The 23,810-nt window shown below is 68.3% G+C and carries 19 protein-coding genes and 1 pseudogene; 14 read left to right on the top strand and 6 right to left on the bottom strand.

Annotated features, from left to right (window positions below; translation table 11 throughout):
- The first annotated feature begins 355 nt into the window (after positions 1-355).
- Both ASF52_RS23445 and ASF52_RS07810 read left to right on the top strand, forming a co-directional pair.
- Positions 356-481: a hypothetical protein gene (locus ASF52_RS23445; protein WP_274533785.1), complete on the top strand. Its 126-nt coding sequence runs from the start codon at positions 356-358 to the stop codon at positions 479-481.
- A gap of 82 nt (positions 482-563) precedes the next feature.
- Positions 564-998, top strand: a complete 435-nt coding sequence (locus ASF52_RS07810) for a PRC-barrel domain-containing protein (RefSeq protein ID WP_056170207.1) — start codon at positions 564-566, stop codon at positions 996-998.
- Between the two features lie 65 nt (positions 999-1,063).
- Here ASF52_RS07810 and ASF52_RS07805 read toward each other — a convergent pair whose 3' ends face one another.
- The gene (locus ASF52_RS07805) at positions 1,064-1,444 is read right to left on the bottom strand and encodes a hypothetical protein (RefSeq protein ID WP_056170204.1); all 381 of its coding nucleotides are present in this window, start codon (positions 1,442-1,444) and stop codon (positions 1,064-1,066) included.
- Positions 1,445-1,891: 447 nt separating this feature from the next.
- Here ASF52_RS07805 and ASF52_RS07800 point away from each other — a divergent pair, with 447 nt between their 5' ends.
- From ASF52_RS07800 to ASF52_RS07790, 3 genes are all read left to right on the top strand, one after another.
- Positions 1,892-2,590 carry a PRC-barrel domain-containing protein gene (locus ASF52_RS07800; RefSeq protein ID WP_443136663.1) on the top strand — a complete coding sequence of 233 codons (699 nt, stop codon included), beginning with the start codon at positions 1,892-1,894 and terminating at the stop codon, positions 2,588-2,590.
- The gene (locus ASF52_RS07795) at positions 2,587-3,930 is read left to right on the top strand and encodes an MFS transporter (protein ID WP_056170198.1); all 1,344 of its coding nucleotides are present in this window, start codon (positions 2,587-2,589) and stop codon (positions 3,928-3,930) included. The genes ASF52_RS07800 and ASF52_RS07795 overlap by 4 nt, the downstream gene beginning before the upstream one ends.
- A 220-nt stretch (positions 3,931-4,150) precedes the next feature.
- Positions 4,151-5,914 carry an ABC transporter ATP-binding protein gene (locus tag ASF52_RS07790; protein WP_056170195.1) on the top strand — a complete coding sequence of 588 codons (1,764 nt, stop codon included), beginning with the start codon at positions 4,151-4,153 and terminating at the stop codon, positions 5,912-5,914.
- A 33-nt stretch (positions 5,915-5,947) separates the two neighbouring features.
- Here ASF52_RS07790 and ASF52_RS07785 read toward each other — a convergent pair whose 3' ends face one another.
- The 4 genes from ASF52_RS07785 to ASF52_RS07770 form a co-directional block, all read right to left on the bottom strand.
- Positions 5,948-6,319, bottom strand: coding sequence for a response regulator (locus tag ASF52_RS07785; RefSeq protein ID WP_056170193.1), 372 nt, complete (start codon positions 6,317-6,319; stop codon positions 5,948-5,950).
- 20 nt (positions 6,320-6,339) lie between these two features.
- Positions 6,340-7,617, bottom strand: a complete 1,278-nt coding sequence (locus tag ASF52_RS07780; protein WP_056170190.1) for a sensor histidine kinase — start codon at positions 7,615-7,617, stop codon at positions 6,340-6,342.
- Positions 7,618-7,746: 129 nt separating this feature from the next.
- Complete coding sequence (locus tag ASF52_RS07775; protein ID WP_082515231.1) at positions 7,747-9,255, bottom strand: M48 family metalloprotease; 1,509 nt, start codon at positions 9,253-9,255, stop codon at positions 7,747-7,749.
- 5 nt (positions 9,256-9,260) lie between these two features.
- Positions 9,261-10,076, bottom strand: coding sequence for a hypothetical protein (locus ASF52_RS07770; RefSeq protein WP_056170187.1), 816 nt, complete (start codon positions 10,074-10,076; stop codon positions 9,261-9,263).
- A gap of 622 nt (positions 10,077-10,698) precedes the next feature.
- Here ASF52_RS07770 and ASF52_RS07765 point away from each other — a divergent pair.
- The 4 genes from ASF52_RS07765 (at position 10,699) to ASF52_RS07750 (ending at position 15,179) form a co-directional block, all read left to right on the top strand.
- Positions 10,699-11,109, top strand: coding sequence for a helix-turn-helix domain-containing protein (locus tag ASF52_RS07765; protein ID WP_056170185.1), 411 nt, complete (start codon positions 10,699-10,701; stop codon positions 11,107-11,109).
- A gap of 144 nt (positions 11,110-11,253) precedes the next feature.
- Positions 11,254-12,432: a methionine adenosyltransferase gene (metK, locus tag ASF52_RS07760; RefSeq protein ID WP_056170702.1), complete on the top strand. Its 1,179-nt coding sequence runs from the start codon at positions 11,254-11,256 to the stop codon at positions 12,430-12,432.
- A gap of 4 nt (positions 12,433-12,436) precedes the next feature.
- Positions 12,437-13,180 (top strand): tRNA (guanine(46)-N(7))-methyltransferase TrmB, encoded by a 744-nt coding sequence (gene trmB / locus ASF52_RS07755; RefSeq protein WP_082515230.1) that lies wholly within the window; start codon positions 12,437-12,439, stop codon positions 13,178-13,180.
- A gap of 217 nt (positions 13,181-13,397) precedes the next feature.
- Positions 13,398-15,179, top strand: coding sequence for an HWE histidine kinase domain-containing protein (locus tag ASF52_RS07750; RefSeq protein WP_082515229.1), 1,782 nt, complete (start codon positions 13,398-13,400; stop codon positions 15,177-15,179).
- A gap of 20 nt (positions 15,180-15,199) precedes the next feature.
- Here ASF52_RS07750 and ASF52_RS07745 read toward each other — a convergent pair whose 3' ends face one another.
- A complete protein-coding gene (locus ASF52_RS07745) occupies positions 15,200-16,219 on the bottom strand; it encodes a hypothetical protein (protein WP_056170178.1) in 1,020 nt (339 codons plus the stop codon).
- A gap of 219 nt (positions 16,220-16,438) precedes the next feature.
- Here ASF52_RS07745 and ASF52_RS07740 point away from each other — a divergent pair, with 219 nt between their 5' ends.
- The 5 genes and pseudogenes from ASF52_RS07740 to ASF52_RS23160 all read left to right on the top strand — a co-directional run.
- On the top strand, positions 16,439-17,038 hold the full coding sequence (locus tag ASF52_RS07740; protein ID WP_056170175.1) for a superoxide dismutase: 600 nt from the start codon (positions 16,439-16,441) through the stop codon (positions 17,036-17,038).
- Positions 17,039-17,197: 159 nt separating this feature from the next.
- Complete coding sequence (gene murJ, locus ASF52_RS07735; RefSeq protein WP_056170172.1) at positions 17,198-18,727, top strand: murein biosynthesis integral membrane protein MurJ; 1,530 nt, start codon at positions 17,198-17,200, stop codon at positions 18,725-18,727.
- 194 nt (positions 18,728-18,921) lie between these two features.
- Positions 18,922-20,052, top strand: a complete 1,131-nt coding sequence (locus ASF52_RS07730; RefSeq protein WP_244473742.1) for an FAD-binding domain-containing protein — start codon at positions 18,922-18,924, stop codon at positions 20,050-20,052.
- 574 nt (positions 20,053-20,626) lie between these two features.
- Positions 20,627-23,059 carry a hybrid sensor histidine kinase/response regulator gene (locus ASF52_RS07725; RefSeq protein ID WP_056170169.1) on the top strand — a complete coding sequence of 811 codons (2,433 nt, stop codon included), beginning with the start codon at positions 20,627-20,629 and terminating at the stop codon, positions 23,057-23,059.
- A gap of 254 nt (positions 23,060-23,313) precedes the next feature.
- Positions 23,314-23,627 (top strand): annotated as a pseudogene (locus ASF52_RS23160) (IS630 family transposase); the annotation flags it as partial.
- Positions 23,628-23,810 lie beyond the last annotated feature (183 nt).

Below are 23,810 nucleotides of genomic sequence, written 5' to 3'. Positions count from 1 at the left end.
GAGATCTTGATCGGTGTCGGCGTTGTACTTTGCCTTGTCCGAGCACGAAGCCAGCGATTCCAGCGGGCGGTAGCGCTCGCGCGATGCCGAGCCAAGGCCATGACTTGCAATGGTTTTCTCTAATTCTCGCAACGCCGGCCGGTAGGGCGGAGGTGTACGGCGATCCCTTGTTCCGGCGGCGACCGACCTCGCCGGAATACGGCCGGCTTCAGCCGAGGGTGCGCGGCGGACTACGCGGTTCGTCCTTGCCCGCGCGGAACGAACTAATTTTCGCCCTCGATGGATCGACCGCCCGACGCGGCCTTTGCGCCTTCCGGAAACGGACGGTTAAGCCTCCGAGGCCGAGGGTCCGGCCATGATCATCGCCGTCTTCGCCCTCGCCCTCTGTGCGGCCCTCGCTCTCATCGGCGGTCTCGGAGCCGTCATCGCGTCCGAGTCCGGCACCGTCTCGGACGCGCCGCACGGCGCCGGGTACATCTGAGGCACCCGTCCGGGGAGAGCGATCCGGGAACCGGGGCGGGGCGCTCGCGCGTTTGCCGTTCCAGACATCCCGGAGCGACGAAATGCCGACCGATCTTCCCAATGAGCGCCCGATCAGGCCAGCCGGGACCCTCGAACTCGATCCCAAGGGCGAAGGGGTCGCCATCGACGAGACGCCGCGCCTCATCGCCTCGGATAAGGTCGAGGGTACGGCGGCCTACGACGCGGACGGCGCGCATCTCGGCACCGTGCATAATTTCATGGTGGACAAGGTTTCGGGACAGGTCGCCTACGCGGTCCTGTCGTTCGGCGGCTTCCTTGGTCTCGGTGAGAGCTACCATCCGCTGCCGTGGCGCTCGCTGCGTTACAGCGTCGAACTCGGCGGGTATGTCGTCGACATCGACAAGGATACCCTCGCCCGAGCTCCGACGCACGGGGCCGGCGAAGATCCGTTCGCCGATCCCGCCTTCGGCGGACGCCTCGACGATTATTACGGCGGCCGTCGCTCCGCGATCTGAACTGCCTTAGGACAAGGGCCGGCGCATCGAGCGCCAGCCCTTGGACGCGCAGATCCCGGGTGGCCTTAGAACTTGCCGCCGACGCCGACGCCGCCCGAACCGAGGCTGGGGGTCATTCCACCGCTGCCCGAGCCCGAACGCCCGTCCGCGCTGCCTTCGATGTCCTCACGGCGAATGCGCCGCTCTTCCGACGCGGACGCGCGGGCGACGCCGCCTGCCGAGCGAGGCAGATCGAGTCGCCGCGTCGGCGTGGTCTGGATCTGGTTTCCATCGGCATCGACGCGGGCCGAGCGCGGACCCGATGCGTTCGGGACCGAGCCACGCATCGAGGGCGGCGGGCCGACATCGCTCTCCGGCATCACGCCGCCGCTACTGCCGAGCGCCTGGCAGCCCGCGAGGGCTGCGGCGAGGAGCGCCGCGGCGCTGGCGTTTCGAATGAAGGGCATCGGCTCAAGTCCTCGGACGATCGGGCACCCCCACACGGTGGGGTCTGGGCGAAGTTTCGCGTGTGTACGACGCGGGTTTGACGAAAACCAGACGAGGCGGATCGATCCCGACGACACAGGTCGGGAGATCGGATTCCAGCGAGATCCGGGACCGCGCCGCGAGGCGCTGGGACGCAGCCGCACTAGGCCCTCGAATTGGCCGATTGCGAACCGCAAGGCGGAATGGCAGAGCTGTGCGGGACCCTGCGCGGATCCGCGGAGTCGGCCCGGTTTTTGCCCACAGATTTTTGGCCGATGGTCCTTACCGGATCTCGCCTTCACAACTTCGCCTTGGTCGTTGCGCAGTGACACGAGACCCGGACATGGGACCCGCTCCGTTGTGGGAACCCGCCGGATGGGTCCGTGTCCTGCCCAAGGGCCGGCGCGATCATCGCTCGGGGAACGCACGTGTTCAGATTTGTCCGGATGATCGCCGCGACGACGATCAGCCTCGGGGCCGCCTCCGCTTTCGCCGAGGATACGCCCCCCGGCAGCAAACCCGCCGAGGTACCCGCTGCGCCCGCAGGGCCGAATGGGGCCGCTCCGCCTGCACCGCAGGCGCCCCCGGCGCCGACCTCCGTCCAGCCGGCACCTGCTCCGACGGGCGCTGCGAACCCGGCTCCGGCCCAAGCGCCGGTTCTGCCCACGGGGACTCCCGCCACGGTCCTCGACACGGCGGATTACGAGGGCGTGCTCGGCAAGGCCGTGCGCAGCGCCACCGGCGAGGACATGGGCCGGATCATCGACATCATCCTCGACAAGGACGGCCGCCCCCGCGCCGCCATCATCGATTTCGGCGGCTTCCTCGGCGTCGGCTCACGCAAGATCGCGGTGGATTGGCGCTCCATGCGCTTCACCTCGGACGGCAAGCCGACGCGCCTCGTCCTGCAATTGTCCCGGAATCAGGTCCGCGTCTCGCCGGAATACAAGGCGGGCGAGCCCATCGTGGTCCTTGGGCCGGCGAGCCCGGCTGTCCCCGAGGGCGAGCCGCCGGCTGCCGCCCCCGTAACACCCGCTGCGGCCCCGGCTGCCGCGCCCGTCGCGCCCCCGGCTCCGACCGCCGAGAAGATGCCCGAGAAACCGGCAGAGAGAACGCCGGACAAATGACGGTTCCCCTCCCGAAGGACCGGCGCCCCCTCAAGCCGAGGGAGGTCGTCCGGTCCGAATTCCGGCCGCGCCCGATGCCTCGGCGCGAGGCCCTGGCCGATGCCGCGGAGGGTCCCGCCGACATGAAGGCGATCTCGCGCACCAGCAGCCGGGGCCTCGATGGGTTCGCGTTCTTCGTCGCCAACCTCCAGACGGGGTTCGGGCCGTTCCTCGCCGTGTACTTCACCCAGGCGAAGTGGACCCAGTCGGACATCGGCTTCGCGCTGACCATCGGCAGCCTCGTCAGCCTGCTCGGTCAGGTCCCGGGCGGGGCCTTCGTCGATGCCATGCGGTCGCTCCGCTTCGCCGCCGGCTTCTCGGTCGTCGCCATCGCGCTCAGCGCCTTCGCCCTGGCCATGTGGCCGAACTTCCTCATCGTCATTCTGGCCATGGCCGCCCATTCGGCGGCGAGCTGCATCCTCACGCCGGCCATCGCCGCCATCAGCATCGGTCTCGTCGGCCATGCCCGGGCCGGTGAGCGCCTCGGGCGCAACGCGAGCTTCTCGGCCCTGGGCAACGCCGTCGCCGCCGCCGGCATGGGAGCCTGCGGCTACTATCTTTCCAACGACGCGGTGTTCTACCTCACCGCTTTCCTGATGATCCCGACGCTGGTGGCCCTGTCGTTCATCCGGGCCGACGAGATCGGCCCCGTGACCGTGGCCAAGGCGCCGGGTCCCGCCCCTGGGGCCGTCGCGCCCCGGCGCGACGGTGTCGTCCGCGCCCTGCTGGCGAATCGGGCACTGATGTGCTTCGGCGGATGCATGATGCTGTTCTTCCTCGCCAATGCGGCGATGCTGCCCCTGGTGGGCAGCATGCTGACCCTGCGCGCCAGCGAAACCGCGACCGCCCTCATCGCCGCCTGCATCGTCGTTCCGCAGGTGGTGCTCGCGGTCTCGGGGCCGGCCGTCGGGCGCGCCGCCGAGCGTTGGGGCCGCCGCCCGCTCCTCCTCATCGGGTTCGCCGCCCTGCCGATCCGCGGTCTGCTGTTCGCCTACACGAGCAGCCCCGAACTCCTCGTGGCGATCCAGGTGTTCGACGGAATCTCGGCCGCGGTGTTCGGCGTGATGGTGCCCCTCGTGGTATCCGACGTCACCCGGGGCACCGGGCGCTTCAACCTCGCGCTCGGTGCCGTCGGCACGGCCATGGGGATCGGGGCCGCCCTGTCCACATCGCTCGCCGGCATCATGGCCGATCGCCTGGGGAGCCATTCGGCCTTCCTGGGCCTCGCCGCGGTGGGCTTCGCCGGCTTCGTGATGATCGCTCTGATCATGCCCGAGACCCGACGGTCCACCGTCGCTTAATCCTCGGGGTGGGGACTGGGCGGCATTGAATTCGCTTGCCGCTCAAGCCGCGTTCAGGTTTCTTCCCTGAGAACGGACGAAGCTGGACGTTAGCGTGCAACGCTCGACCGAGCTTCGCGTTGCGATCCTTGGGGGCACATAAGTCGCGTGCGGATCGCGCACGGGCTTCGTTCGAGGGACGGCAGGCGCGGGTCTGCTGGAAAACGGGATTGTCACCGCGATGGAAGACCTGTGCGTCTATGCAGACAGGCCGTTCGCCTTCGTCGCGCGCTACCTGCGCCGCCGGGCACTGCCGCATCTCGTGATCCTGTGCGCCGTGCTGGGCGCCGTCGGTTTCTCCGTCAGCACGGATTACGCCCTCAAGGGGGTCGTCGATGCCCTGAGCAAGGGGCCCGAGGCCGGCCTGATCTGGGGCGCGCTCGCCCTGCTCGTCGCGTTCATCGCCGCCGACAACATGCTCTGGCGCGTCGCCAGCCTCACGGGGTCGTTCACGTTCGTCGGCGTGACCGGCGACATCCGCCGCGACCTGTTCCGCCACATGACCGGGCATTCGCCCTCGTTCTTCGCCGATCGCCAGCCCGGCACCCTGGCCTCGCGCATCACCGCGACCTCGAACGCGATCTTCACGGTCGAGAACATGTTCGTGTTCAACGTGATGCCGCCTTGCGTCGCCGCCTTCCTGTCGATCCTCTACATCGGCACCGTCAGCCTCACGATGGCCCTGGTGCTCGCCGGCATCTTCGCCGCCGTCGTGTTGCTGATGTTCAAGATGGCGGCCGCCGGTAAGCCGCTGCACCACGATTTTGCCGCCAAGGCGGCTTCCGTCGACGGTGAGATGGTGGATCTCGTCGGCAACATGCCCCTCGTGCGCGCCTTCTCGGCGTTCAAGCGCGAATACACCCGCTTCGACGGGACCATCGGTGTCGAGATGCGCTCGCGCCGTTCGTCGCTGCTCTATCTCGAGAAGCTGCGTATCGTGCACGCGATCCTGACCGTGCTGGCCGTGCTCGGACTGCTCTATTGGGCCATCACCCTATGGGAGGCGGGGGCTGCATCGAACGGGCAGGTGGTTCTCGTCTGCACGCTCGGGATCCGCATCCTCGCCGCCACCCGCGATCTCGCCGTCGCCCTCGTGGACGCGACCCAGCACACGGCCCGCCTGTCGGAGGCCCTGCACACCCTGCTGCAACCCCACGATCTCACCGATCACCCGGAAGCCGTGCCCCTGTCGGGGACCGGCGCGGAGATCACGTTCGACCACGTCGCCTTTTCGTACCCCGACGGGCGCGCCGTGTTCACCGACTTCGACCTCGCCATCCAGCCCGGCCAGCGCGTCGGTCTCGTGGGCAAGTCGGGCGGCGGCAAATCCACCTTGTTCTCCCTGCTCCAACGCTTCTACGACGCGCAGGGCGGGCGCATTCTCCTCAACGGACAGGACATCCACCGCGTCACGCAGGACTCCCTGCGCGAGGCGATCACGGTGGTGCCGCAGGACGTGTCGATGTTCCACCGGACCCTGCGGGAGAACATTCGTTACGGCCGGCCCGACGCCTCTGACGAGGACGTGTGGAAGGCGGCCGCCGCGGCGCATTGCACCGATTTCATCGAAGCGCTGCCGGAAGGGTTCGACACCATCGTGGGTGATCGGGGCGTGAAGCTCTCGGGTGGCCAGCGCCAGCGCATCGCCATCGCGCGGGCGATCCTCAAAGACTCGCCGATCCTGCTTCTCGACGAGGCGACGTCGGCCCTCGATGCCGAGTCCGAGGAAGCGATCCGTCACGCCCTCGCCAACCTCATGAAGGGCCGCACGGTCATCGCCATCGCGCACCGCCTCTCGACCCTGAAGGACTTCGATCGAATCGTGGTGCTGGAAGGCGGCCGCATCATCCAGGACGGCTCGCCCGACAAGCTCACGCATCTCGACGGGTTCTACCGCGAGCTGATGAAGAAGGAATCCATGTCGCTGTCGCTGGCCGCGGCCTGAGGGCTACAGCCTCGGGCGGGCGACCTGGGGAGTCTAAGGCCCGCTGCCGCCCAACGTGCGGATCGCGGAGATGATCGCGTTGGCGCGGTAGGGCTTGGTGAAGAACACACTGCCCTCCGCGAGGCGCGGCGGCGTCTGGGTAAAGCCCGTCGCGTAGATGATCGGGAGGCCGGGCCGCAGGCGGCGTGCCGCTTCGGCGAGCTGCCAGCCGTCCATTTCACCCGGCAGACGGATATCCGTGAACAGGACGTCGATGGCCGCATCGCTTTCGATGAACGAGAGAGCGATCTCGGCGGTGGTCGCCTGGGAGACGGTGAAGCCCGCATCCTCGAGTTCTGCGGCGACCACTTCGAGGAGCATGATCTCGTCCTCGACGATGAGGACCCGTGGAGCGGTTTCGGTCATGGGATGTGTCGCGGCTCCGGTCAGGCGAAGCGGGGAGGGGGCAGGGCGGTCGTCAGCAGCGTCGGCTCTTCGAGGATTCGCGTCACGGGTCGTGCCGCCGCCTCGAAATGGCGTGGCAGGTAGACTTGCACCGTGGTGCCTTCGCCAGGCCGGCTGTCGATGGCGATATGGCCCCCCGACTGCTTGGCGAACCCGAAGGCCTGGCTCAGGCCCAAGCCCGTGCCTTCGCCCACGGCCTTGGTGGTGAAGAATGGCTCGAAGGCGCGCGCGGCGACCTCCCGGCTCATGCCGCAACCCTTGTCCGTGACGCTGATCAGAACGTGATCGGCAGCCGGCAATCCGACCAGACCGCCCGCTTCGGCGGCAGGTACGTTGCGGGTACGGATCGTTGCCCGCCCGCCTTCCGGCATGGCGTCCCGGGCATTGACGGTGAGATTCAGCAGCACGTTCTCCAGCTGATTGGCATCGACGCGCACGGGCCACAGGTCGGGTGCCAAATCCATTTCCGGCGGCTCGGCGGTGTTCAGGGCGCCGCGAAGCAGCTCTGTCAGATCCCCGATGAGTCCGTTGACGTCGAACCGGGTCGGCTGCAGGGGCTGGCGCCGTGCGAACGCCAGCATCTTCTGCACGAGGCTCGCGGCGCGCTCGGCGCCTTTCAGGGCATTCGTGCGCGCGCGTTCGGCGCCGCTGTCGAGGGAAAAGCGTTCGAGGCGGTCGAGGTTGGCGATCACCACGCCGAGCAGATTGTTGAAGTCGTGCGCGACGCCGCCCGTCAGGGCGCCGATGGCCTCCATCTTCTGGGTCTGCCGCAGCATCGCCTCGGCCTGCTCGCGCTCGTGGATCGCCGTCTGGAGGGCCGCGAGGGCGGCATCGCGCTCCGTGACACGGGCAAGGAGCTCCGCATTGGCGCGGCGCAGGGTCTCGGGGGAGGGGAGCGCTAGGGCGCGCGGCAGCAGCAGCCAGAGCAGAATCGCCGTGAGCAGCGAGATCACCGCCGTGAACGCCTTCACCAAGGCCTCGGCGGCGTAGTCCGGCACCCATAGGGTCCAGATCGCGAAGAAATGCGTGGTGCCGCAGGCGAGGATGAAGCTGGCGAAGGCCCAGGCCATCCATCCGAACGCGACGTCACGGCGCTTCGTGACGAACACCCCGAGCGCCACGGGAATCGTGAAGTAGGCCAGGCCGATCACGAAATCCGAGACGACGTGCGTCCAGATCAGCTCCGGCCGCCACAGCAGGCAGATGCCGTGGGGGGACAGGTCGCTTCGGTCGAGGAAGCTCCCGAGGGCATCGAGCATGGCACAGTCTCAGGGTCGGTTTGCAAGGCGTGCGACGCACGATGCGGATTCGCGTCACGACGATGACGCGTTTTTGCGATCCGCGAAACCGGATCGCCGCGCACTGGCGCCCGGTCTCCCGCCGCGCGCCTACTCGACGATGATTTTGTAACCCTGGCCCATGCGCAGGGTCGCCCCGCGCTCCAACCCATTGAGGACGAGGAAGCGGTCGCTGGCCCGGTCGGACACCAGCATGCGCTGCGCGAGCGTATCCACGGTGTCGGTGGGCGTGGCCGTCACCACCTGCACGCGCAAGGGGCGTAGGGATTGGGTCTCCGCGGCCCCGACGGCCGCGAGGCTTTCCGTCCAGCGTCGGAAGGCCGCGTCCGGGTCCGTCATGCCCTTGGCGGCCATGATCATCCGGAAGGTCGTCTCGCCCATGCGGATCGCGGCGAGGCGGAAGGTCCAGTCCTTGCCCCGCGACAGGGCGGTGACGGCCGGATTTCCACCGATGGCCCGGTTCTCGAGGGAGCCGGGCTCGATGGCATCGTTCCAGGTCGCCTTCAGCACCTCTTCGAGACCCTGTCCGGCCGGGTTCTCCACCTGATCGAACAGGAGGCGTCGGCTGCCTTCGGGAGTCGTGCCGAGGACGGCGTTGCGGGTGTTCTCGATGGTGAAGCCATCCGGCACCTCGAAGGCGATGCCGAGGCCGGGATGCAGGAAGCGGCGGCCGCGCACCAGGCCGTCGCCCGGATTGTCGCCGTAGGCGATGCCGTCCACCGCCGCGAGATAGCGCGCGCGCTCGTCTACCCCGAGGCCGGGGGCGCCGATGAGGCGTGCCGCCCGCGTCACCAGGGTGATGCGCTCCTGCGTGCCCGGATGGGTCGCGAGCATGTCGGGTTCGCCCGCCTGCCCGGTTCCGGTCTTCATGCCGGTGGTTCGGCTGAGCGAGCGCAGGAAGCGCCCGGCACCGAACGGGTCGTAGCCGGCCCGTGCCAGGGTCTTCACCCCGACGCCGTCCGCCTCGAGTTCCTGATCGCGGGAGAACCGCGCCAGGGCGAATTTGGACTGGCTCTGCAACTGCGCGCCCGTGGCGGGATCGTTCAGGACGTCGGCGACGACCTTGCTCACGAGCTGGGAGCGGAGCGCCAGTTCCGTGCGAGCCGTCGCGTGGCGCAGGGTGACGTGCGCGATCTCGTGCGAAAGGACGGCGGCGATCTCGGAGGTGTCGCTGGCGAGCGCCAGTAGACCCCGGGTGACGTAGAGACGGCCGTTCGGCAGCGCGAAGGCATTGATGACCGGCGAATCGAGGAGGGTCACCGCATAGGTCTCCTCGGGCCGGTCGGTGGCCCGCACCAGTCGGTCGGTGACCTCGGTCAGGAGTTTCAGCGCGGCAGGAGCGCGATACTCGCCCCCGAAGGACGCGACCAGCTTGGCGTGATCGGCGTCGGACGCGGTGCGCTCGCGGCCGGTGACGCGCGGCGCCCCCGCCGGCACGGCGACCACGGCGGGCTGCAGGGTGGCACCGGTCTGATCGCCGATGCAGCCCGACAGCAGGGCCGACAGCAGGGCCGACCGGAGGAGAGCTGTCGCGCATGCGCCGGCGGTGCGGCCCGCGGGCGCCGCCAATCCGTTCGTGATCCTGTGCGCCCGCGTCATACCGTTCAGCGCCCCTGCGCCGTATCCAGGATTTCGATCATGTCCGCGCTCGCCACATCAAGGGTCGGGCCGCGCCAGACCTCGACGATGCCCCGAACCCGGACGAGACGGCCACGCAGGGTCGCCGCACTCAAACCACGTTCCTGCAATTGGCGCCAAGTGCGTTTCGACACGGTTACGGTCAGTCCGTCCTCGCCCCGCCGGGCGAAGTCGAGATAGGTCCGCCGCGGCCGTTCGCCGACCCAGAGGACCCGCCCGCGCGCCACCACGAAACCGCCGAGGCGCAGTCTCAGGGCGGCACCGTCCTGGGCATCCTGCTCCGCCTCCCGCCACAGGCCGCGCCCGGCCTGACGCGCGCCGGATTCGACTGCGAGCAAGCCGGGGCGACACAGGCTGTCACGCTCACCGGCATCGACGGTGGCGAGGCCCGCTTCCACGAGGCCGCCGGCGAGATCGAGGGCGCCGTCCGCCACGCTCGCGTCGACATGGGCGCGGCCCCAGCGATCGGTCTCTCCACGCGCCACGAGGATGAGAGGAACGCTCCGCTGCGTCTCGAGCCAAGCGGCCGCAGCCCCTGCGAGTTTAGGATTATCCGGCCAGCGCAGACCGTCGAGGACCCCGCGGGCGCCGGATGCGAAGACGAGTTCGCCCCGGAGGCCGACGGCAGTCAGGGTGGTCGTACCGAACGGAGTCGTCCTGCATTCTGGTGCGACGGCCATGGCGGGAACCGCTCCGAAGACCCCGGAGACGCAGACCCCGGAGACCAAGAATGCCAGGATACGCGTGCCGAACGCGCCGCCGCGCCGCCGCTGCTCCGTCATGGTGAAACGATCCCCGTGGCCTCGGCGGGCATTGTGGAAGATGGCGGAGGCAGGACAAGCGCGGCGCGTTCCCAAGCTATCGTTTCGACCGCCCTGCGGCAGCCCCGCAACAGGAGCGGCGCAGCCCGGTTGGCCTGATCCGGGGTTGGTGTTACGAAGACGCCGGTGAGTCTCCGTAGCTCAGCTGGACAGAGCACAGGTTTCCTAGACACAAATTGGGCGCCGCGAGGGGAAACCGCGCGGCGGATCCGCTCAAATTCGGGGAAAGCCCGAGGGTCCGTGTCACAGCGGGCCCCGCCGATCCCGAGCCAAGCCCATCGTTCTCCGCGAGGCGTGCGACGGGAAGGTGTAGAGACTAGACGGGCGGCACCTAACGGCTTCCTCGGAAGCCCATGGTGGAGGGATAGTCCAGGCCACGAACGTGCCCGCAAGGGGGCGGCGGCGGAAGCCGAAGTGGTATGAAACCTGGGGTCGCAGGTTCGAGCCCTGCCGGGGACGCCACCATTCACTGAAGCCCGTGCCGCATACTTGCGGGATCGCGTGGCCCTTACCCGTTGCGGCGGGGGATGGCCGAGCTTTTCCTCCGAGATCCGGTGGAAGGCCGCGTTACGGAACGAGCAGAATGGCTGGCCAGAAGACCGACGCGCGGGACGTGCATGTGGGTCGGCGCATCGCCGAGCAACGCAAGAAGGCGTCGTTGACCCAGAAGCGGGTGGCCGAGCGCTTCGGCATGTCGGCCGCGCAGCTTCAGAAGTACGAGAAGGGCACCAACCGGATCAGCGCGCTCCACCTCGAGAGCTTCAGCCGGATGACCGGGGTGCCGGTCACGTACTTCTTCGAGGACCTCGTTCACACGGACGAGGAGGCTGCCGTCGGGTTCTCGGAGCCGCCACAGCAACCTTACATTCCAGGCGACAGTTGGCAGGGCCTCGCGGACGCGGTGGCCCGCCACGTGTCGGAGCACTTCTCCGATGAGCGGCGTCAGGAATTGGCGGCGGCTGTGCAGGCGCTCCATGCCAAACTCAAGGCCTGATCAAAGCTCACTTTTGTTCTTTTTAAAGAACGCGTCCGGTTTTTCGGCTTGACCGTCCCCATGGGCGGTGCGAGAACCCCGGCCTTCCGTAGGCCGGGGTAGACGCATCGCACGAGGCGCACCCGAAAACCGGGTATGCTGTCCATGGCACGTTCCAATTATCTGTTCACGAGCGAGTCCGTCTCGGAAGGTCATCCGGACAAGGTCTGCGACCGGATCTCCGATACGGTCGTGGACGCCTACATGGCGGCGATGCCTGAGGCCCGTCTCGGCGTCGAGACCCTGGCGACCACCAATCGCATCGTCATCGCCGGCGAGGTGCGCGGTCCGGATTCCGTGACCTTCGAGCACCTCGAGCACCTCACCCGTGAGGCCGTGAAGGACATCGGCTACGAGCAGTCGGGCTTCCACTGGAAGAACAACGACATCGCCATCCATCTCCACGCCCAGTCGGCCGACATCGCCCAGGGCGTCGATTCGTCCGGCAACAAGGACGAGGGCGCGGGCGACCAGGGTATCATGTTCGGCTACGCGTCCGACGAGACGCCCGAACTGATGCCGGCACCGATCTACTACGCCCACAAGATCCTCAAGGACCTGGCCGACGCCCGCAAGGGTAAGCAGGGCGATGCGGCCAAGCTCGGTCCCGATGCCAAGAGCCAGGTCACCGTGCGCTACGAGAACGGACGCCCCGTCGGCGTGACGCAGATCGTCCTCTCGACCCAGCATATCGACGAATCCCTGGATTCGGCCGACGTGCGCGCCATCGTCGAGCCCTACATCCTCGCCGCCCTTCCGAAGGATTGGGTCTCCGAGGAGACGGTCTGGCACGTGAACCCCACGGGCAAGTTCGTCATCGGCGGCCCCGACGGCGACGCTGGCCTCACCGGCCGCAAGATCATCGTCGACACCTACGGCGGTGCGGCTCCGCACGGTGGCGGCGCTTTCTCGGGCAAGGATCCGACGAAGGTCGACCGCTCGGCGGCCTACGCCGCACGCTATCTCGCCAAGAACGTCGTCGCGGCAGGGCTCGCGACCCGCGCCACCATCCAGCTCGCCTACGCCATCGGCGTGGCCAAGCCGCTGTCGATCTACGTCGATCTCCACGGGACCGGTCAGGTCGACGAGGCCAAGCTGGAAGACGTTCTCATGAACGCCTTCGATCTGTCGCCCCGCGGCATCCGGACGAAGCTCGGTCTCAACAAGGCGATCTACGCCCGCACCTCGGCCTACGGCCACTTCGGCCGGGCCCCAGAGGCGGATGGCGGCTTCTCGTGGGAGCGCGTCGATCTCGCCGACAGCCTCAAGTCGGCTCTGTCCTGATCCCATGACCATGGGGCGGGATGAACTCCCGCCCATCGTGGGCGGGGATGTCGTCGAGGGCGCGGACCGTGCCTTCTTCGGACGCCGCAAGGGCAAGCGCCTGCGCGCTGTCCAGGAGCAGCGCCTGGAAGAATTGCTTCCGAGCCTGCGGGTCGTTCTGCCGGCACAGGGCGAACGCCTCGATCCGATCGGCCTGTTCCCGGTCCCGGTGGACGAGGTCTGGCTCGAGATCGGCTTCGGCGGCGGCGAGCATCTCGCGGCCCAGGCCACGGCCAATCCGCGCATCGGCTTGATCGGCGCCGAGCCCTTCGTCAACGGCGTGGTCAAGCTCCTGCGCGCCGTCGACGACGGGTGCCTCTCGAACGTTCGGGTGTGGGACGAAGACGCCACTGCGTTGCTGGCGGCGATCCCCGACGGTGCCCTGGCGCGGGTCTACCTGCTCTATCCCGATCCTTGGCCCAAGCGCCGACAGCGCAAGCGCCGGTTCGTCTCGGATGAGTCCTTGCGTGAGATCGCGCGTGTCCTGAAACCCGGCGGCGTGTTCCGCTTTGCCAGCGACATCGACGATTATGCCGGCTGGACCCTCGTGCGTGCCGCTCGCTGCCCCGCGCTCACTTGGACCGCTGTGCGCGCGGACGATTGGCGCGTGGCGTGGTCCGATTGGCCGGGAACGCGCTACGAAGCGAAGGCCCTGATCGCCGGGCGTGCGCCCACCTATCTGGAATTCCGGCGCGCCTCGGCGGATTGAGGGGCTTTCCGACGGGGATTCCTTTTCCGGGGCAGAGCCCTTCTGGTTTCCGGGGCAGAGCCCTTCTTGCAGGGGTGGAACCCCCCTATACAGGGGAAGGGCCCCATTGCGGGGGCACAACCCCTCTTGCCTTCCGTCGCCCGAAGGCTTTGCATGCGCTCGGCGCGTCGGTTTCCCAAGATCGGCGAAGGTCTTCCCGAAGTTCTGGGAAGCTTGCATGCGGCGGGGTGCCGTTGAGCGAGGTTGCGGTTTGAGCGACGTTGCGGATCACAACGGGACGGCGGCGCTTCCACCGCGCGCGAACGATCCCGCCGACGTGGCGTTCACTGGGGCCGTCATCGGCCTGCTCGTCATCGGCCTTGGCGATGGCCGTATTCGCACGGCCAACCCCCATCTCTGCCATCTCTTGGACTACCCCGACGGGGGGCTCACGGGGGTGGAACTCACCCGCCTCGGTGAAACCGCCCTGCCCGTCCCGAACGGTATCCGGCGCTGGCATCGCGCCGATGGCGGCATCCTCGATGTCCATGTCCGGTCCTCGCCCCCTACGAATGGCGTCCAAGTGGTCGTGGTCGATGCGGTGGACGCCGACGACCTGGTGCCGGCCGTCGAGAATCAGGCAGCCCTCACTGCGGCCGGCGTCGGCGAATGGCGCTTCGATACGGCGACCGGCCTCATCTCGCTGTCGCGACGCGCGGCCTTCATCCTCGGCGACCGGCCAGGCGTCCGGTTTTCCTGGGCGACCCTGCGCGGCCGCCTGGACGCGGAGGAGGTGGGGCGGATCGAGACCCAAGTGCGATCCGCCCTGGCGGAGGGTGGGCCCTTCGCCCTGCAATGCCGGTTGCGCCGGGCCGACGACGGAACCGAGATCCATCTCGGCTTGCGGGGCGAGGCGAGCCGGAATGACGGTGTATCCGCCGGCATCGTCGGTGTCGTGCAGGACATCACCGCACAGGTCGTCGCCCGCACGGCCCTGCGCGCGGGGGAGCAACGCCTGCGCATCGCCACGTCGCTCGCCGCCCTCGGGATCTTCGAGTGGCACATGCTCGACGATCAGGCGGTCTGGGAGAACGAGCGCATGTTCGCGATCTTCGGGCGCAGCGTCGAAGATGGCGCCGTGGGCAAGCGCGAGTTCTTGGAGCACATCCTCCACCCCGACGATCGGGCGGCCTTCCGCTCCGCGATCACGAACGCCCTGCGCGGCGATGCCGTGCTCAAGGCCACGGGGCGGATTCGGCGCCGCAGCGACGGAGCGTGGCGGATCATCGATCTCGCCGGGCGCTTCGAGCGCGATGCCCCCCACCGGCTGCCGCGCCGGCTCATCGGGGTCGTGGCGGACGTCACCGAGCGGCGCATGGCCGAGGAGCGCCAGACCCTCCTCATCCGCGAACTGCATCATCGGGTGAAGAACACCCTCGCGACCGTGCAGGCCATCGTCGGCTCGACGGCCCGCACGGCCTCCAGCATCGAGAGCTTCTACGAGGCCTTCGTCGGGCGGATCATGTCCCTCGCCCACACCCATTCGGTGCTCACCGAGGACACGTGGCAGACCGCGTCCCTGCGCACCCTGCTCGCCAACGAGTTGCGACCCTACGCCGACGGTGACATGGACGGGGCCGGGGATGCCCGGATTCACCTGAAAGGTCCGGCCGTGGATCTCACGTCCGAACTCGCCGTCCCCATCGGCATGGCGATCCACGAACTCACCACGAACGCGGCGAAATACGGAGCGCTCTCGACCCCGGATGGACGCGTGGTGATCACTTGGGATCTGGTGCCGGACGGCCCGGCCGGGACCCTGCGCTTCGAGTGGCGCGAGAGCGGCGGTCCGACGGTGCGCGCGCCGACGCGCCAGGGGTTCGGTTCACGCCTGCTCCAGCGCGTACTCACGGCCCAGGTCCGGGCGGACGTGACGATTGACTATCCGCCGGACGGTTTTCATCTCCGGATGCTGGCGCCGTTGCCGGCACGCAGCACGGTTCTGGACCCCCGCGGCTAAGGGGGAGACGAGGAGGCGCCTCAGGCGGCCCCCCGCGCATCGGTTTCGCCGCCGGCTTCCACGAAGGCCTTCAGCTCGTCGAGGGAATCGAAGCTGAAGCGTCCACGCGGCGTCTCCGCTTCGATGGAACCGTTGGCGTACATCACGTAGGTGTTGCCGCCGGACGCATAGGTTCCGACGATCTCCGGTTTGTCCTCGACGGCGGGCGTTTCGGGCACCGGCGCGGGCTCGGGGGTGATGTCGGCCATCGTATCCAGGGTCGGATACAGACGGACCGGCTCCCCCGGGGCGTCGGTGCCGGTGTCGAACAGGGCCATGGCGCGACGATCCTCCGGCGGAGCGGCCTGCGCCGCGACCGATTCGGGTTCGTCAGAGCGGGGCTCGGCAGGCGAGATCTCGGCAGAAGAAGTCTCGGCAAACGTTGGCTCGGGAGCGAGGGGCCGCACCTCGGCGCTCGGCGCCTGCGCGTCCAGCGGCGGCAGGAGATCGGGTAGCAGCGGCTCCACGGTCTCTGGGGGCGGAGGGGCAGGAAGGTCGATGTCGGGCGGGAGAACGAAGGTCGGCTCCGGCCCGCGACCATGGGGGCCCGCGCCGAATTTCGCCTGGTCCGGTTCGGCGGCAGCGAGTGCCTGGGCTCCGAGGCCGACGGCCCCGAGCCCCAATCCACCCATGGCCATGCCGCCCATGCCGAATTCGCGGCTTTCGGGGCCACCGAGGCTCGGACGCTGGCGCATCGGCTTTTCGCCGAGGGCCGGCATGGCAAACGCCGGTTCGGAGACCTCGGGCTCGGGTGGGCGTGCCGCGAGACTCTCGACCGGGGGCGTCGCGGCCCGCACCTCGCCCAGGCGCCGCCCGAGGCCGCGCAGGTGGCTCGCCACCGTGGCGAGGCCCAGAACCACCGCCCCCGCAGACGCGGTGGTCGCGCCGGCGACGGTCATCGCCATACCGCTCTCAAGGCGCACGAAGGGAAACCCCTGAACGACCGATGCAACACCACCGACGATCATCAGGACGGCAAGCGCGAACAGCGCAATGATCATGGAACTCTCGAAAAACGCCCGCACCCGGAGTGCGGCGCGCACAGTAAGGCCCTGCCGGCCTTTTGCAAAATCGAAACCCCGGACACAGGCCATGGGCCGCTCGGGCGTTGCCGCCGTGTCGGCATCCACTTAGGTATCGGCGCGTTGGGTCTGCGGATGGCCGGCGGATCGTCCTGCCTGCCTTCGCATTCCCTGACGTCACGACCCGGAGATTTGCCGATGACCTTCACCCTGCCCGAACTGCCTTACGCCTATGACGCGCTCGGCCCCTACATGTCGAAGGAAACCCTCGAGTTCCACCACGACAAGCACCACAAGGCCTATGTCGACACGGGCAACAAGCTGCTCGAAGGTACGGGTCTGGAAGGCAAGAGCGTCGAGGAGGTTCTGACCTCCGCCTACGGCAACAACCAGCCGCTGTTCAACAACGCCGGTCAGCACTACAACCACATCCACTTCTGGCAGTGGATGAAGCCCAATGGCGGCGGTGCCGTGCCGGGTGCCCTTGCAAAGAAGATCGACGAGGATCTCGGCGGCTTCGAGAAGTTCAAGGCTGACTTCATCCAGGCCGGGATCGGTCAGTTCGGCTCGGGCTGGGCCTGGCTCGCGGTCAAGGACGGCAAGCTCGAGATCCAGAAGACCCCCAACGGCGAGAACCCCCTGGTGCACGGCGCGAAGCCGATCCTCGGCGTCGATGTCTGGGAGCATTCCTACTACATCGACTATCGCAACCGCCGGCCCGACTACCTCAAGGCGTTCATCGAGAATCTGGTGAACTGGGAGCACGTGGAGAAGATGTACGGCGAGGCCATCGCCTGATCTTTTCTTGACTGCGCGCCGCGAGCCATCGAGGCTCGTGGCGTCCCTTTCGGTTCGCGCCTCGACACGCGGCCATTCCCCACGAAGGCAGCCCGCCTCCACAAGAGGGGCCGGGCGCCCCGAAGAGCAACATCCTTTCTCGTCTCCCCGATTGTCTCCATGATCCGCTCCATCCTCTCCGTCGGCGGCTGGACGCTGGTGTCACGGGTCACCGGGTTCGCCCGCGACGTGGTGATGGCGGCGATCCTTGGAGCGGGTCCCATCGCCGACGCGTTCGTGGTGGCGTTCCGGCTGCCGAACCACTTCCGTGCGATCTTCGGCGAGGGTGCGTTCAACACCGCCTTCGTGCCGACCTACGCCGGCCTGTCCGAGGCCGCCGAGGCGGGGGCGGCCCGGCGCTTCGCCGACCGCATCTTCACCCTGATGCTGCTCGTCCAGGTCGTGTTCCTGGCCCTCGCGATGCCGGCGATGCCGTGGGTGGTCAGGGCCCTGGCACCGGGATTCTCCGAGGATCCCGAACGCTTCGCCCTGGCCGTCTCGCTCACACGGATCACGTTCCCCTACCTGCTGTTCATGACCCTGGTGACGCTGTTCTCCGGCCTGCTCAATGCGCAGCGGCGCTTTGCGGTGGCGGCGGGCGCGCCGGTGCTGCTCAACCTGTCGATGTTGGTGGCGTTCAGTCTGGCGTTCCTGTTCCCGAACGCGGCCTACGCCGCCGCCTGGGGCGTGTCGGTCTCCGGCGTGCTGCAGTTCGCCCTGCTGTGGTGGGCATGCCGACGCTCCGGCATCGCGCCCTCCCTCGTGCCACCGAGCCTGCGCGACCCCACCATGACGCGGTTTTTCAAGGTCCTGGGTCCGGCAGTGATCGGTTCGGCCGGGTTCCAGATCGCGTCCTTTGCGGACACCATCATCGCGAGCTTCCTCCCCACCGGTGCAGTCTCGGCGCTCTGGTATGCCGACCGTCTCTACCAGCTGCCCTTCGGGGTCATCGCCATCGCGGCCGGCACCGTGCTGCTGCCGGAGATGAGCCGGCGAATCGCCGCCGGTGACGCGGCGGGCGCGCATGCGGCGCAGAACCGGGCGGCTGGTTTCTCGCTCGCCCTATCGGCTCCCTTCACCATCGCGTTCCTGACCTTGCCGGGTCTGATCATGGTGGCCCTGTTCCAGCGTGGCGCGTTCGGTGCCGAGGATGCGGCACGCGCCGCCTCGGTGCTCGCCGCCTATGGGCTGGCGCTCCCCGCCGTGGTGCTCCTGCGCAGCGCCCTGCCGAGTTTCTACGCCCGCCAGGACACGATGACGCCCCTCATCGCCTCGCTCTCGGCCATCGCGATCAATGTCGGTTTCAAGGTCGTGCTCACGGGCCCTTACGGCGTCACCGGTCTGGCGCTCGCCACCGCCATCGGGCAGTGGGTCAATCTTGCGATTCTGGTGGTGCTCGCTTGGCGGCGCGGCTGGATGGCACCGAGCCGGGGGCTCGGCATTACCCTCGTCGGCGTCACCATCGCGTGCGCCGCTCTGGCCGTTGTCGCCCGCTATGGACTGTCGGTGGTCGAGGGTGTGGTGCCGGCTCTGCCGCATCTGCGCGAAATCGTAGTCCTCGGTGCGCTCGGCACCGCAGGAGCCATCGTCTATGGACTGATCCTCCTCGCGACCCTCCGGATGTTCGGCCTGCGCCTGCGCAGGGCTTGACGATCCGGAGTGCGGCGCACCTGCGACGAGGGAGATCCGGTGCCGCGGTAGAATGAGCTTACAGACTCGGACGGGCTCCGGATTGCGCGCCTCGGGCAGGCAATCGAACGAGCGCGGAACCCGGCCGATGAGCAAGGACGCTCCCGGGAATTGAGTCGCATCGGCGCTGCCCTCGACGACCCTAGATCGAACCGATGCATCGTACCTTCACCATGACCCGGGCCGCCGGGCTCGAGCGCCTCTCCGATTTCCTCGAAGGCCCCGGCGCCGCATACTCTGCGGACCGCAACACCGACCGGGGGCTGGGCAACGGGCCGAGCACATCGATGCTCTCGCCCTATCTGCGCCGGCGCCTGATCACGGAGGCGGAAGTCGTGGCCGCCGCGGATCGGGCGTTCGGCGATGGCGGAGCGGAGAAGTTCGTCTCCGAGGTCTTCTGGCGAACCTACTTCAAGGGACATCTGGAGACCCACCCGGCGGCCTGGACGGACTTCCTCGCCGAGGTCGGACATGGGCATGACCTGCTCGCCGCCGAACCCGGACTGCGCCGCATCCACGAATCGGCCATTGAGGGCCGAGCCGGCATCGACGGGTTCGATGATTGGGCGCGCGAACTTGTCGAGACCGGCTGGCTGCACAATCACGCCCGAATGTGGTTCGCCTCGATCTGGATCTTCACCCTGCGCCTGCCCTGGGCGCTCGGGGCCGCATTCTTCATGCGACACCTCGTCGATGGCGATCCGGCCAGCAACACGCTGTCCTGGCGCTGGGTCGCTGGCCTGCATACCCGCGGCAAGCACTACGTCGCCCGTGCGGAGAACATCCGGCGCTACACGGAGGGACGCTTCGACCCCGTCGGTCTCGACGAATACCCGGACGCCCTCGACGAGCCGATGCCGCCGCGGGAGGTGGCGTTGCCGCAGGCAGATCCGATGCCGGAAGGCGATGTCGCGCTGCTCCTGCACCTCGACGATCTCCACCCGGAGAGCCTACCGCTCCGCGGGACGAAGATCGTCCGGATCGGAGGTCTGATCGTTCATGCCCAGGGTGCGTCCGATCGTGTCAAGGCCGCGGACGAGGCCGCGATGGCGGATGCTTTGGCCCGGGCGACGGCGCGTTTCGCGTGCCCGGGGGCCCCGGTCGGGAACGGGTGGGCGGACGGCCTGCCGGTGGTGACGGCCTGGGCTCCGGTCGGACCATCGGCGACGGCGATGCCGGATGGGTGCTTGCGCGTGCGGCGGGCCTGGGACGATGCGGCGTGGCCGAAATCCACGCGCGGCTATTCCCGTCTCCGCTCGGCGATCCCGGCCCTGCGCGGCGCCTGACTTCGCATTCTCCGCCGTGTCGCCTCGCGATGAGCAAACCACTCCCGATCGGTCTCAGGCCCCCGGATCGTCAAGACGGAAGACGGAAACGATGCATCGGCGGGGACCCGTGGCGCTTGTCCGGAGGTGCCCGTCCGCAGATCCAGCAAAGTGAGCACCGAAGCGAAACCCAGGAGCGACGTCCCGCCGGTCACCGGCTGTGCGGGCGCGTCCCGCGGGCGGACTGGTGCGAGCGGCGGCGGTGCGCCCGGGACGATCCGTCACCCCGCGGGCGTCGGCGGAACGGACTGCCGGGGAACGTCCATGACCGTTCAGGGCTCGCCCGTGCCGGTATCGGCCAGCGGGGAGATCGTCTAAATGTCTCTCGCGAAACTCCCGCTGCACCGGGGCGCACAGAGCGAGCGCTGGCGGTGATCGGGAGTTTTGTGAGGCCTCTAAGCCGTCGCTTCGCGAACTTCCCTCGATTCTCACTGGCCGGGCGCGGCTGGGGTGCGCGGAGGCGGACCCTCTCTCGCTCTCGGCCGTTGCGTTTGGGCGTGGCGGTTGCGGCGCTGTTCCCACGGAAGCGGACGGCATGGACATCGAGAACGAGCGCCTACGCACCGAGAACCGCGAACTCCAGGCTGAGATCGCGCGGCTGCGCGAGCGGAACATCTCGCATGTGCGTCGACCGGAGAGCGGTCAGCAGACGTCCGCGGCGGATGTCGACCTCCTGTTCACGGCTGCGGAGAAGACCCGCATGCCCCAGATCGTCACCGACCCCAACCAGCCCGACAATCCCATCGTGTTCGCCAATCGGGCGTTCCAGGATCTGTGCGGCTACTCGGCCGAGGAATTGATCGGCCGCAACTGCAGGTTCCTGCAGGGACCGGACACCGATCCGGCCGATATCGCGCGCGTTCGCGACGCCATCTCGGCCCGCCGCGATGTGGTGGTCGAGATCCTGAATTACCGCCGTGACGGTTCGACGTTCCGCAACGAACTCTACGTCAGCCCGGTCTTCACCCCGGAAGGCCAGCTACGGTACTTCTTCGCCAGCCAGCTCGATGTCACCCGGTTCCGGACCGAAGAGGGCATGCTCGCCGAGAGCGAGGCGCGCTACCGGACCCTGTTCAACGCCCTCGACGCCGGCTTCTGCGTGATCGAGATGCGTTTCGACGCGGAGGGAAAGGCCATCGATTACCGCTTCGTCGAGGCGAACCCCGCTTTCGCCCGTCATACCGGGCTCGACGACGTGGTGGGCAAGTGGGTGAGCGAGGTGGTGCCGGACCTCGAACGGACCTGGCTCGACACCTACGGGGCCGTTGCCCTATCGGGGCAGGCCGTCCGGTTCGAGAGCGGGGTCGTGGCGCTGGGGCGCTGGTTCGAGGTGCAGGCCCTGCGCATCGGCGAGCCTGTCCAGCACCGGCTCGCCTTGCTGTTCAACGACGTCACCGACCGCCGCCTCGCGGAGGGCGTCCTGCGGGATACCGCCCGCGAACGGACCACGGAACGCGATCTCGTGTGGCGTGCCAGCCGCGATCTGCTCGTGGTCTGCGGTTTCGATGGCATCTACCGTGCGGTCAATCCGGCCTGGACCGAGATGCTCGGCTGGTCCGAGGGTGACCTCGTGGATACGTCCTTCGACGACTACGTCTACCCCGACGACAAGGAGGCGGCCGCAACGGCCTTCGGGCAGCTTCGCGCCGGCGAGGTTCTCGACAATCTCGATGTGCGGATCCGGGCGGCGGATGGCAGCTATCGCTGGGTGTCGTGGAACGCGATCCCCCAAGGCGATCACTTCTATGCAGCCGGCCGCGACGTCACCGAGCGTCGCGCCCTGGAAGAGCAGCTCCGTCAGTCCCAGAAGCTGGAGGCCGTGGGTCAGCTCACGGGCGGCGTCGCGCACGACTTCAACAATCTGCTGACGGTGATCCGGTCCTCGACCGACCTCCTGAAGCGTCCGGACCTGTCCGAGGAACGCCGGCAGCGCTACATCGGAGCCATCTCCGACACGGTCACGCGCGCCGCCAAGCTCACGGGCCAGCTCCTCGCCTTCGCGCGGCGTCAGGCCCTGACGCCGGAGGTGTTCGACGTCGGCCGCAGCGTCGCTTCCGTCGCCGACATGGTCGGAACCCTGACGGGTGCGCGCATCCGGGTCGTCACCGACGTCACCCCGGTCCGGAACGCCGAGGGCGAGGACGTCCCCCACCTCATCGATGCCGACCCGAGCCAGTTCGATACGGCCCTGGTCAACATGGCCATCAATGCACGCGATGCCATGGGCGGCGAGGGTCGCCTCGATATCGGCGTGCGGCGCGCCTCCGGCATTCCGGCGGTCCGGGCTCACCCGCGCATCCCGGGCGACTTCGTCGCGGTGTCGGTCCGCGACACGGGAACCGGAATCGCTGAGGGCGACCTCGACCGGATCTTCGAGCCGTTCTTCACCACCAAGGGCGTCGGCCAGGGCACAGGTCTCGGCTTGTCCCAGGTGTTCGGTTTCGCCAAGCAGTCGGGTGGCGAAGTTCTGGTCGAAAGCGCGCCCGGTAGCGGCACCACCTTCACCCTCTACCTGCCCCGCGCGATGGGGCGGCACATGGCCGAAGAGACGGACGACGAGCCCGAGCCCCTCGCCGACGGCCATGGGACGCGGGTTCTCGTGGTCGAGGACAACGAGGAGGTCGGCGCTTTCGCTACCCAGGCCTTGCGCGAACTCGGCTACGAGACCGCCTGGGCGATGAACGCCGAGAAGGCCCTGGAGATGCTGCAGGCCCCCCCGGGCTTCGACGTGATCTTTTCCGATGTCGTGATGCCGGGGATGAACGGCATCGATATGGCCCGCGAGATCCGGCATCGCCATCCGGGAATGCCGGTGGTGCTCGCGTCTGGCTACAGCCATGTCCTGGCCGAGGAGGGCACACACGGCTTCCCGTTCTTGAAGAAGCCCTATTCGGTGGAGGATCTGTCGCGAATCCTGCGGCGGGCCGTGAGCCGGGCGGCCACGGGAGCTTCGCGGCAGCGACGCTGATCGCGCCGCTCGATCGAGGCATTCGGGCTCGAGGGAGAAGGCAAGCGCTCGGTTCGGCCTTTGACGATCGACCGTAGAGCCCGCGTCGCCGCGTACCCGAAGACCGCGCGCGTCAGCCTGTCCTGGTGGTTGAGCCCTGACGGTTCAGTCCGTTCGGGGGGGCGGTTGCGGGATAAGACGCGGTCGACGCGCATCCCGCCGCTGGGGCCGGAGGTGGCGGCGCGCGTGGTGGCTCTGACGCAAGGCGATCCGCTGCCATGAGCAAGGTCGCGGCCATCAGCGTTTCGTCGGTGCAGCGGATGCTGGAGCGGGCACGGTCTGCAGCCGCATCGGGTCCGGTAGTTCAAGCTCTCCACCGATCCGGCCTTCGCCGCCAAGTTGCGTGACGTCGTTGGGCTCTACGTCGACCCGCCCGCCCGCAGGACCCGTTGCCGATGAAGCCGGGCAAGCCGACGACCCGCACCCACGACTACAAGCGCCACCGCAGGAGTTTATCCGCTTCCTTAATGCAGTCGAGGCGGCGGAAACGGCGGGCAAGATCGTCAACGCGATCCTAAACAACTATGCCGTTTGGCTGGACACCAATGGCGTTGGCGATGCAGATGGCCCCGCTCGTGGCGATGTTGACGAGGCCGGCAACGCCGAAATTCACGCCTCCGCCGGTAATCGTCTAGCTCTGAGCAACGGTGCTGAAAGTCCAGCTATCCGGCGTGATCGGGCCGACCGGTACGTTGATGGCGGTGGCGCCCGT

This window comes from Methylobacterium sp. Leaf112, assembly GCF_001423295.1.
GTDB lineage: Bacteria > Pseudomonadota > Alphaproteobacteria > Rhizobiales > Beijerinckiaceae > Methylobacterium.
The sequence above is the reverse complement of the archived record's forward strand: the minus strand, read 5'-3'. Positions and strand labels throughout refer to the sequence as shown.

Coding starts and splice junctions, on each gene's coding strand:
- ASF52_RS07775 (WP_082515231.1), bottom strand. CDS start 9,255: ATGACGCGGGCGCACAGGATCACGAACGGATTGGCGGCGCCCGCGGGC.
- trmB (WP_082515230.1), top strand. CDS start 12,437: ATGACCATGGGGCGGGATGAACTCCCGCCCATCGTGGGCGGGGATGTC.
- ASF52_RS07805 (WP_056170204.1), bottom strand. CDS start 1,444: ATGCCCTTCATTCGAAACGCCAGCGCCGCGGCGCTCCTCGCCGCAGCC.
- ASF52_RS07780 (WP_056170190.1), bottom strand. CDS start 7,617: ATGCTCGATGCCCTCGGGAGCTTCCTCGACCGAAGCGACCTGTCCCCC.
- metK (WP_056170702.1), top strand. CDS start 11,254: ATGGCACGTTCCAATTATCTGTTCACGAGCGAGTCCGTCTCGGAAGGT.
- ASF52_RS07725 (WP_056170169.1), top strand. CDS start 20,627: ATGGACATCGAGAACGAGCGCCTACGCACCGAGAACCGCGAACTCCAG.
- ASF52_RS07790 (WP_056170195.1), top strand. CDS start 4,151: ATGGAAGACCTGTGCGTCTATGCAGACAGGCCGTTCGCCTTCGTCGCG.
- murJ (WP_056170172.1), top strand. CDS start 17,198: ATGATCCGCTCCATCCTCTCCGTCGGCGGCTGGACGCTGGTGTCACGG.
- ASF52_RS07740 (WP_056170175.1), top strand. CDS start 16,439: ATGACCTTCACCCTGCCCGAACTGCCTTACGCCTATGACGCGCTCGGC.
- ASF52_RS23445 (WP_274533785.1), top strand. CDS start 356: ATGATCATCGCCGTCTTCGCCCTCGCCCTCTGTGCGGCCCTCGCTCTC.
- ASF52_RS07785 (WP_056170193.1), bottom strand. CDS start 6,319: ATGACCGAAACCGCTCCACGGGTCCTCATCGTCGAGGACGAGATCATG.
- ASF52_RS07810 (WP_056170207.1), top strand. CDS start 564: ATGCCGACCGATCTTCCCAATGAGCGCCCGATCAGGCCAGCCGGGACC.
- ASF52_RS07795 (WP_056170198.1), top strand. CDS start 2,587: ATGACGGTTCCCCTCCCGAAGGACCGGCGCCCCCTCAAGCCGAGGGAG.
- ASF52_RS07750 (WP_082515229.1), top strand. CDS start 13,398: ATGCGGCGGGGTGCCGTTGAGCGAGGTTGCGGTTTGAGCGACGTTGCG.
- ASF52_RS07765 (WP_056170185.1), top strand. CDS start 10,699: ATGGCTGGCCAGAAGACCGACGCGCGGGACGTGCATGTGGGTCGGCGC.
- ASF52_RS07745 (WP_056170178.1), bottom strand. CDS start 16,219: ATGATCATTGCGCTGTTCGCGCTTGCCGTCCTGATGATCGTCGGTGGT.
- ASF52_RS07730 (WP_244473742.1), top strand. CDS start 18,922: ATGCATCGTACCTTCACCATGACCCGGGCCGCCGGGCTCGAGCGCCTC.
- ASF52_RS07770 (WP_056170187.1), bottom strand. CDS start 10,076: ATGACGGAGCAGCGGCGGCGCGGCGGCGCGTTCGGCACGCGTATCCTG.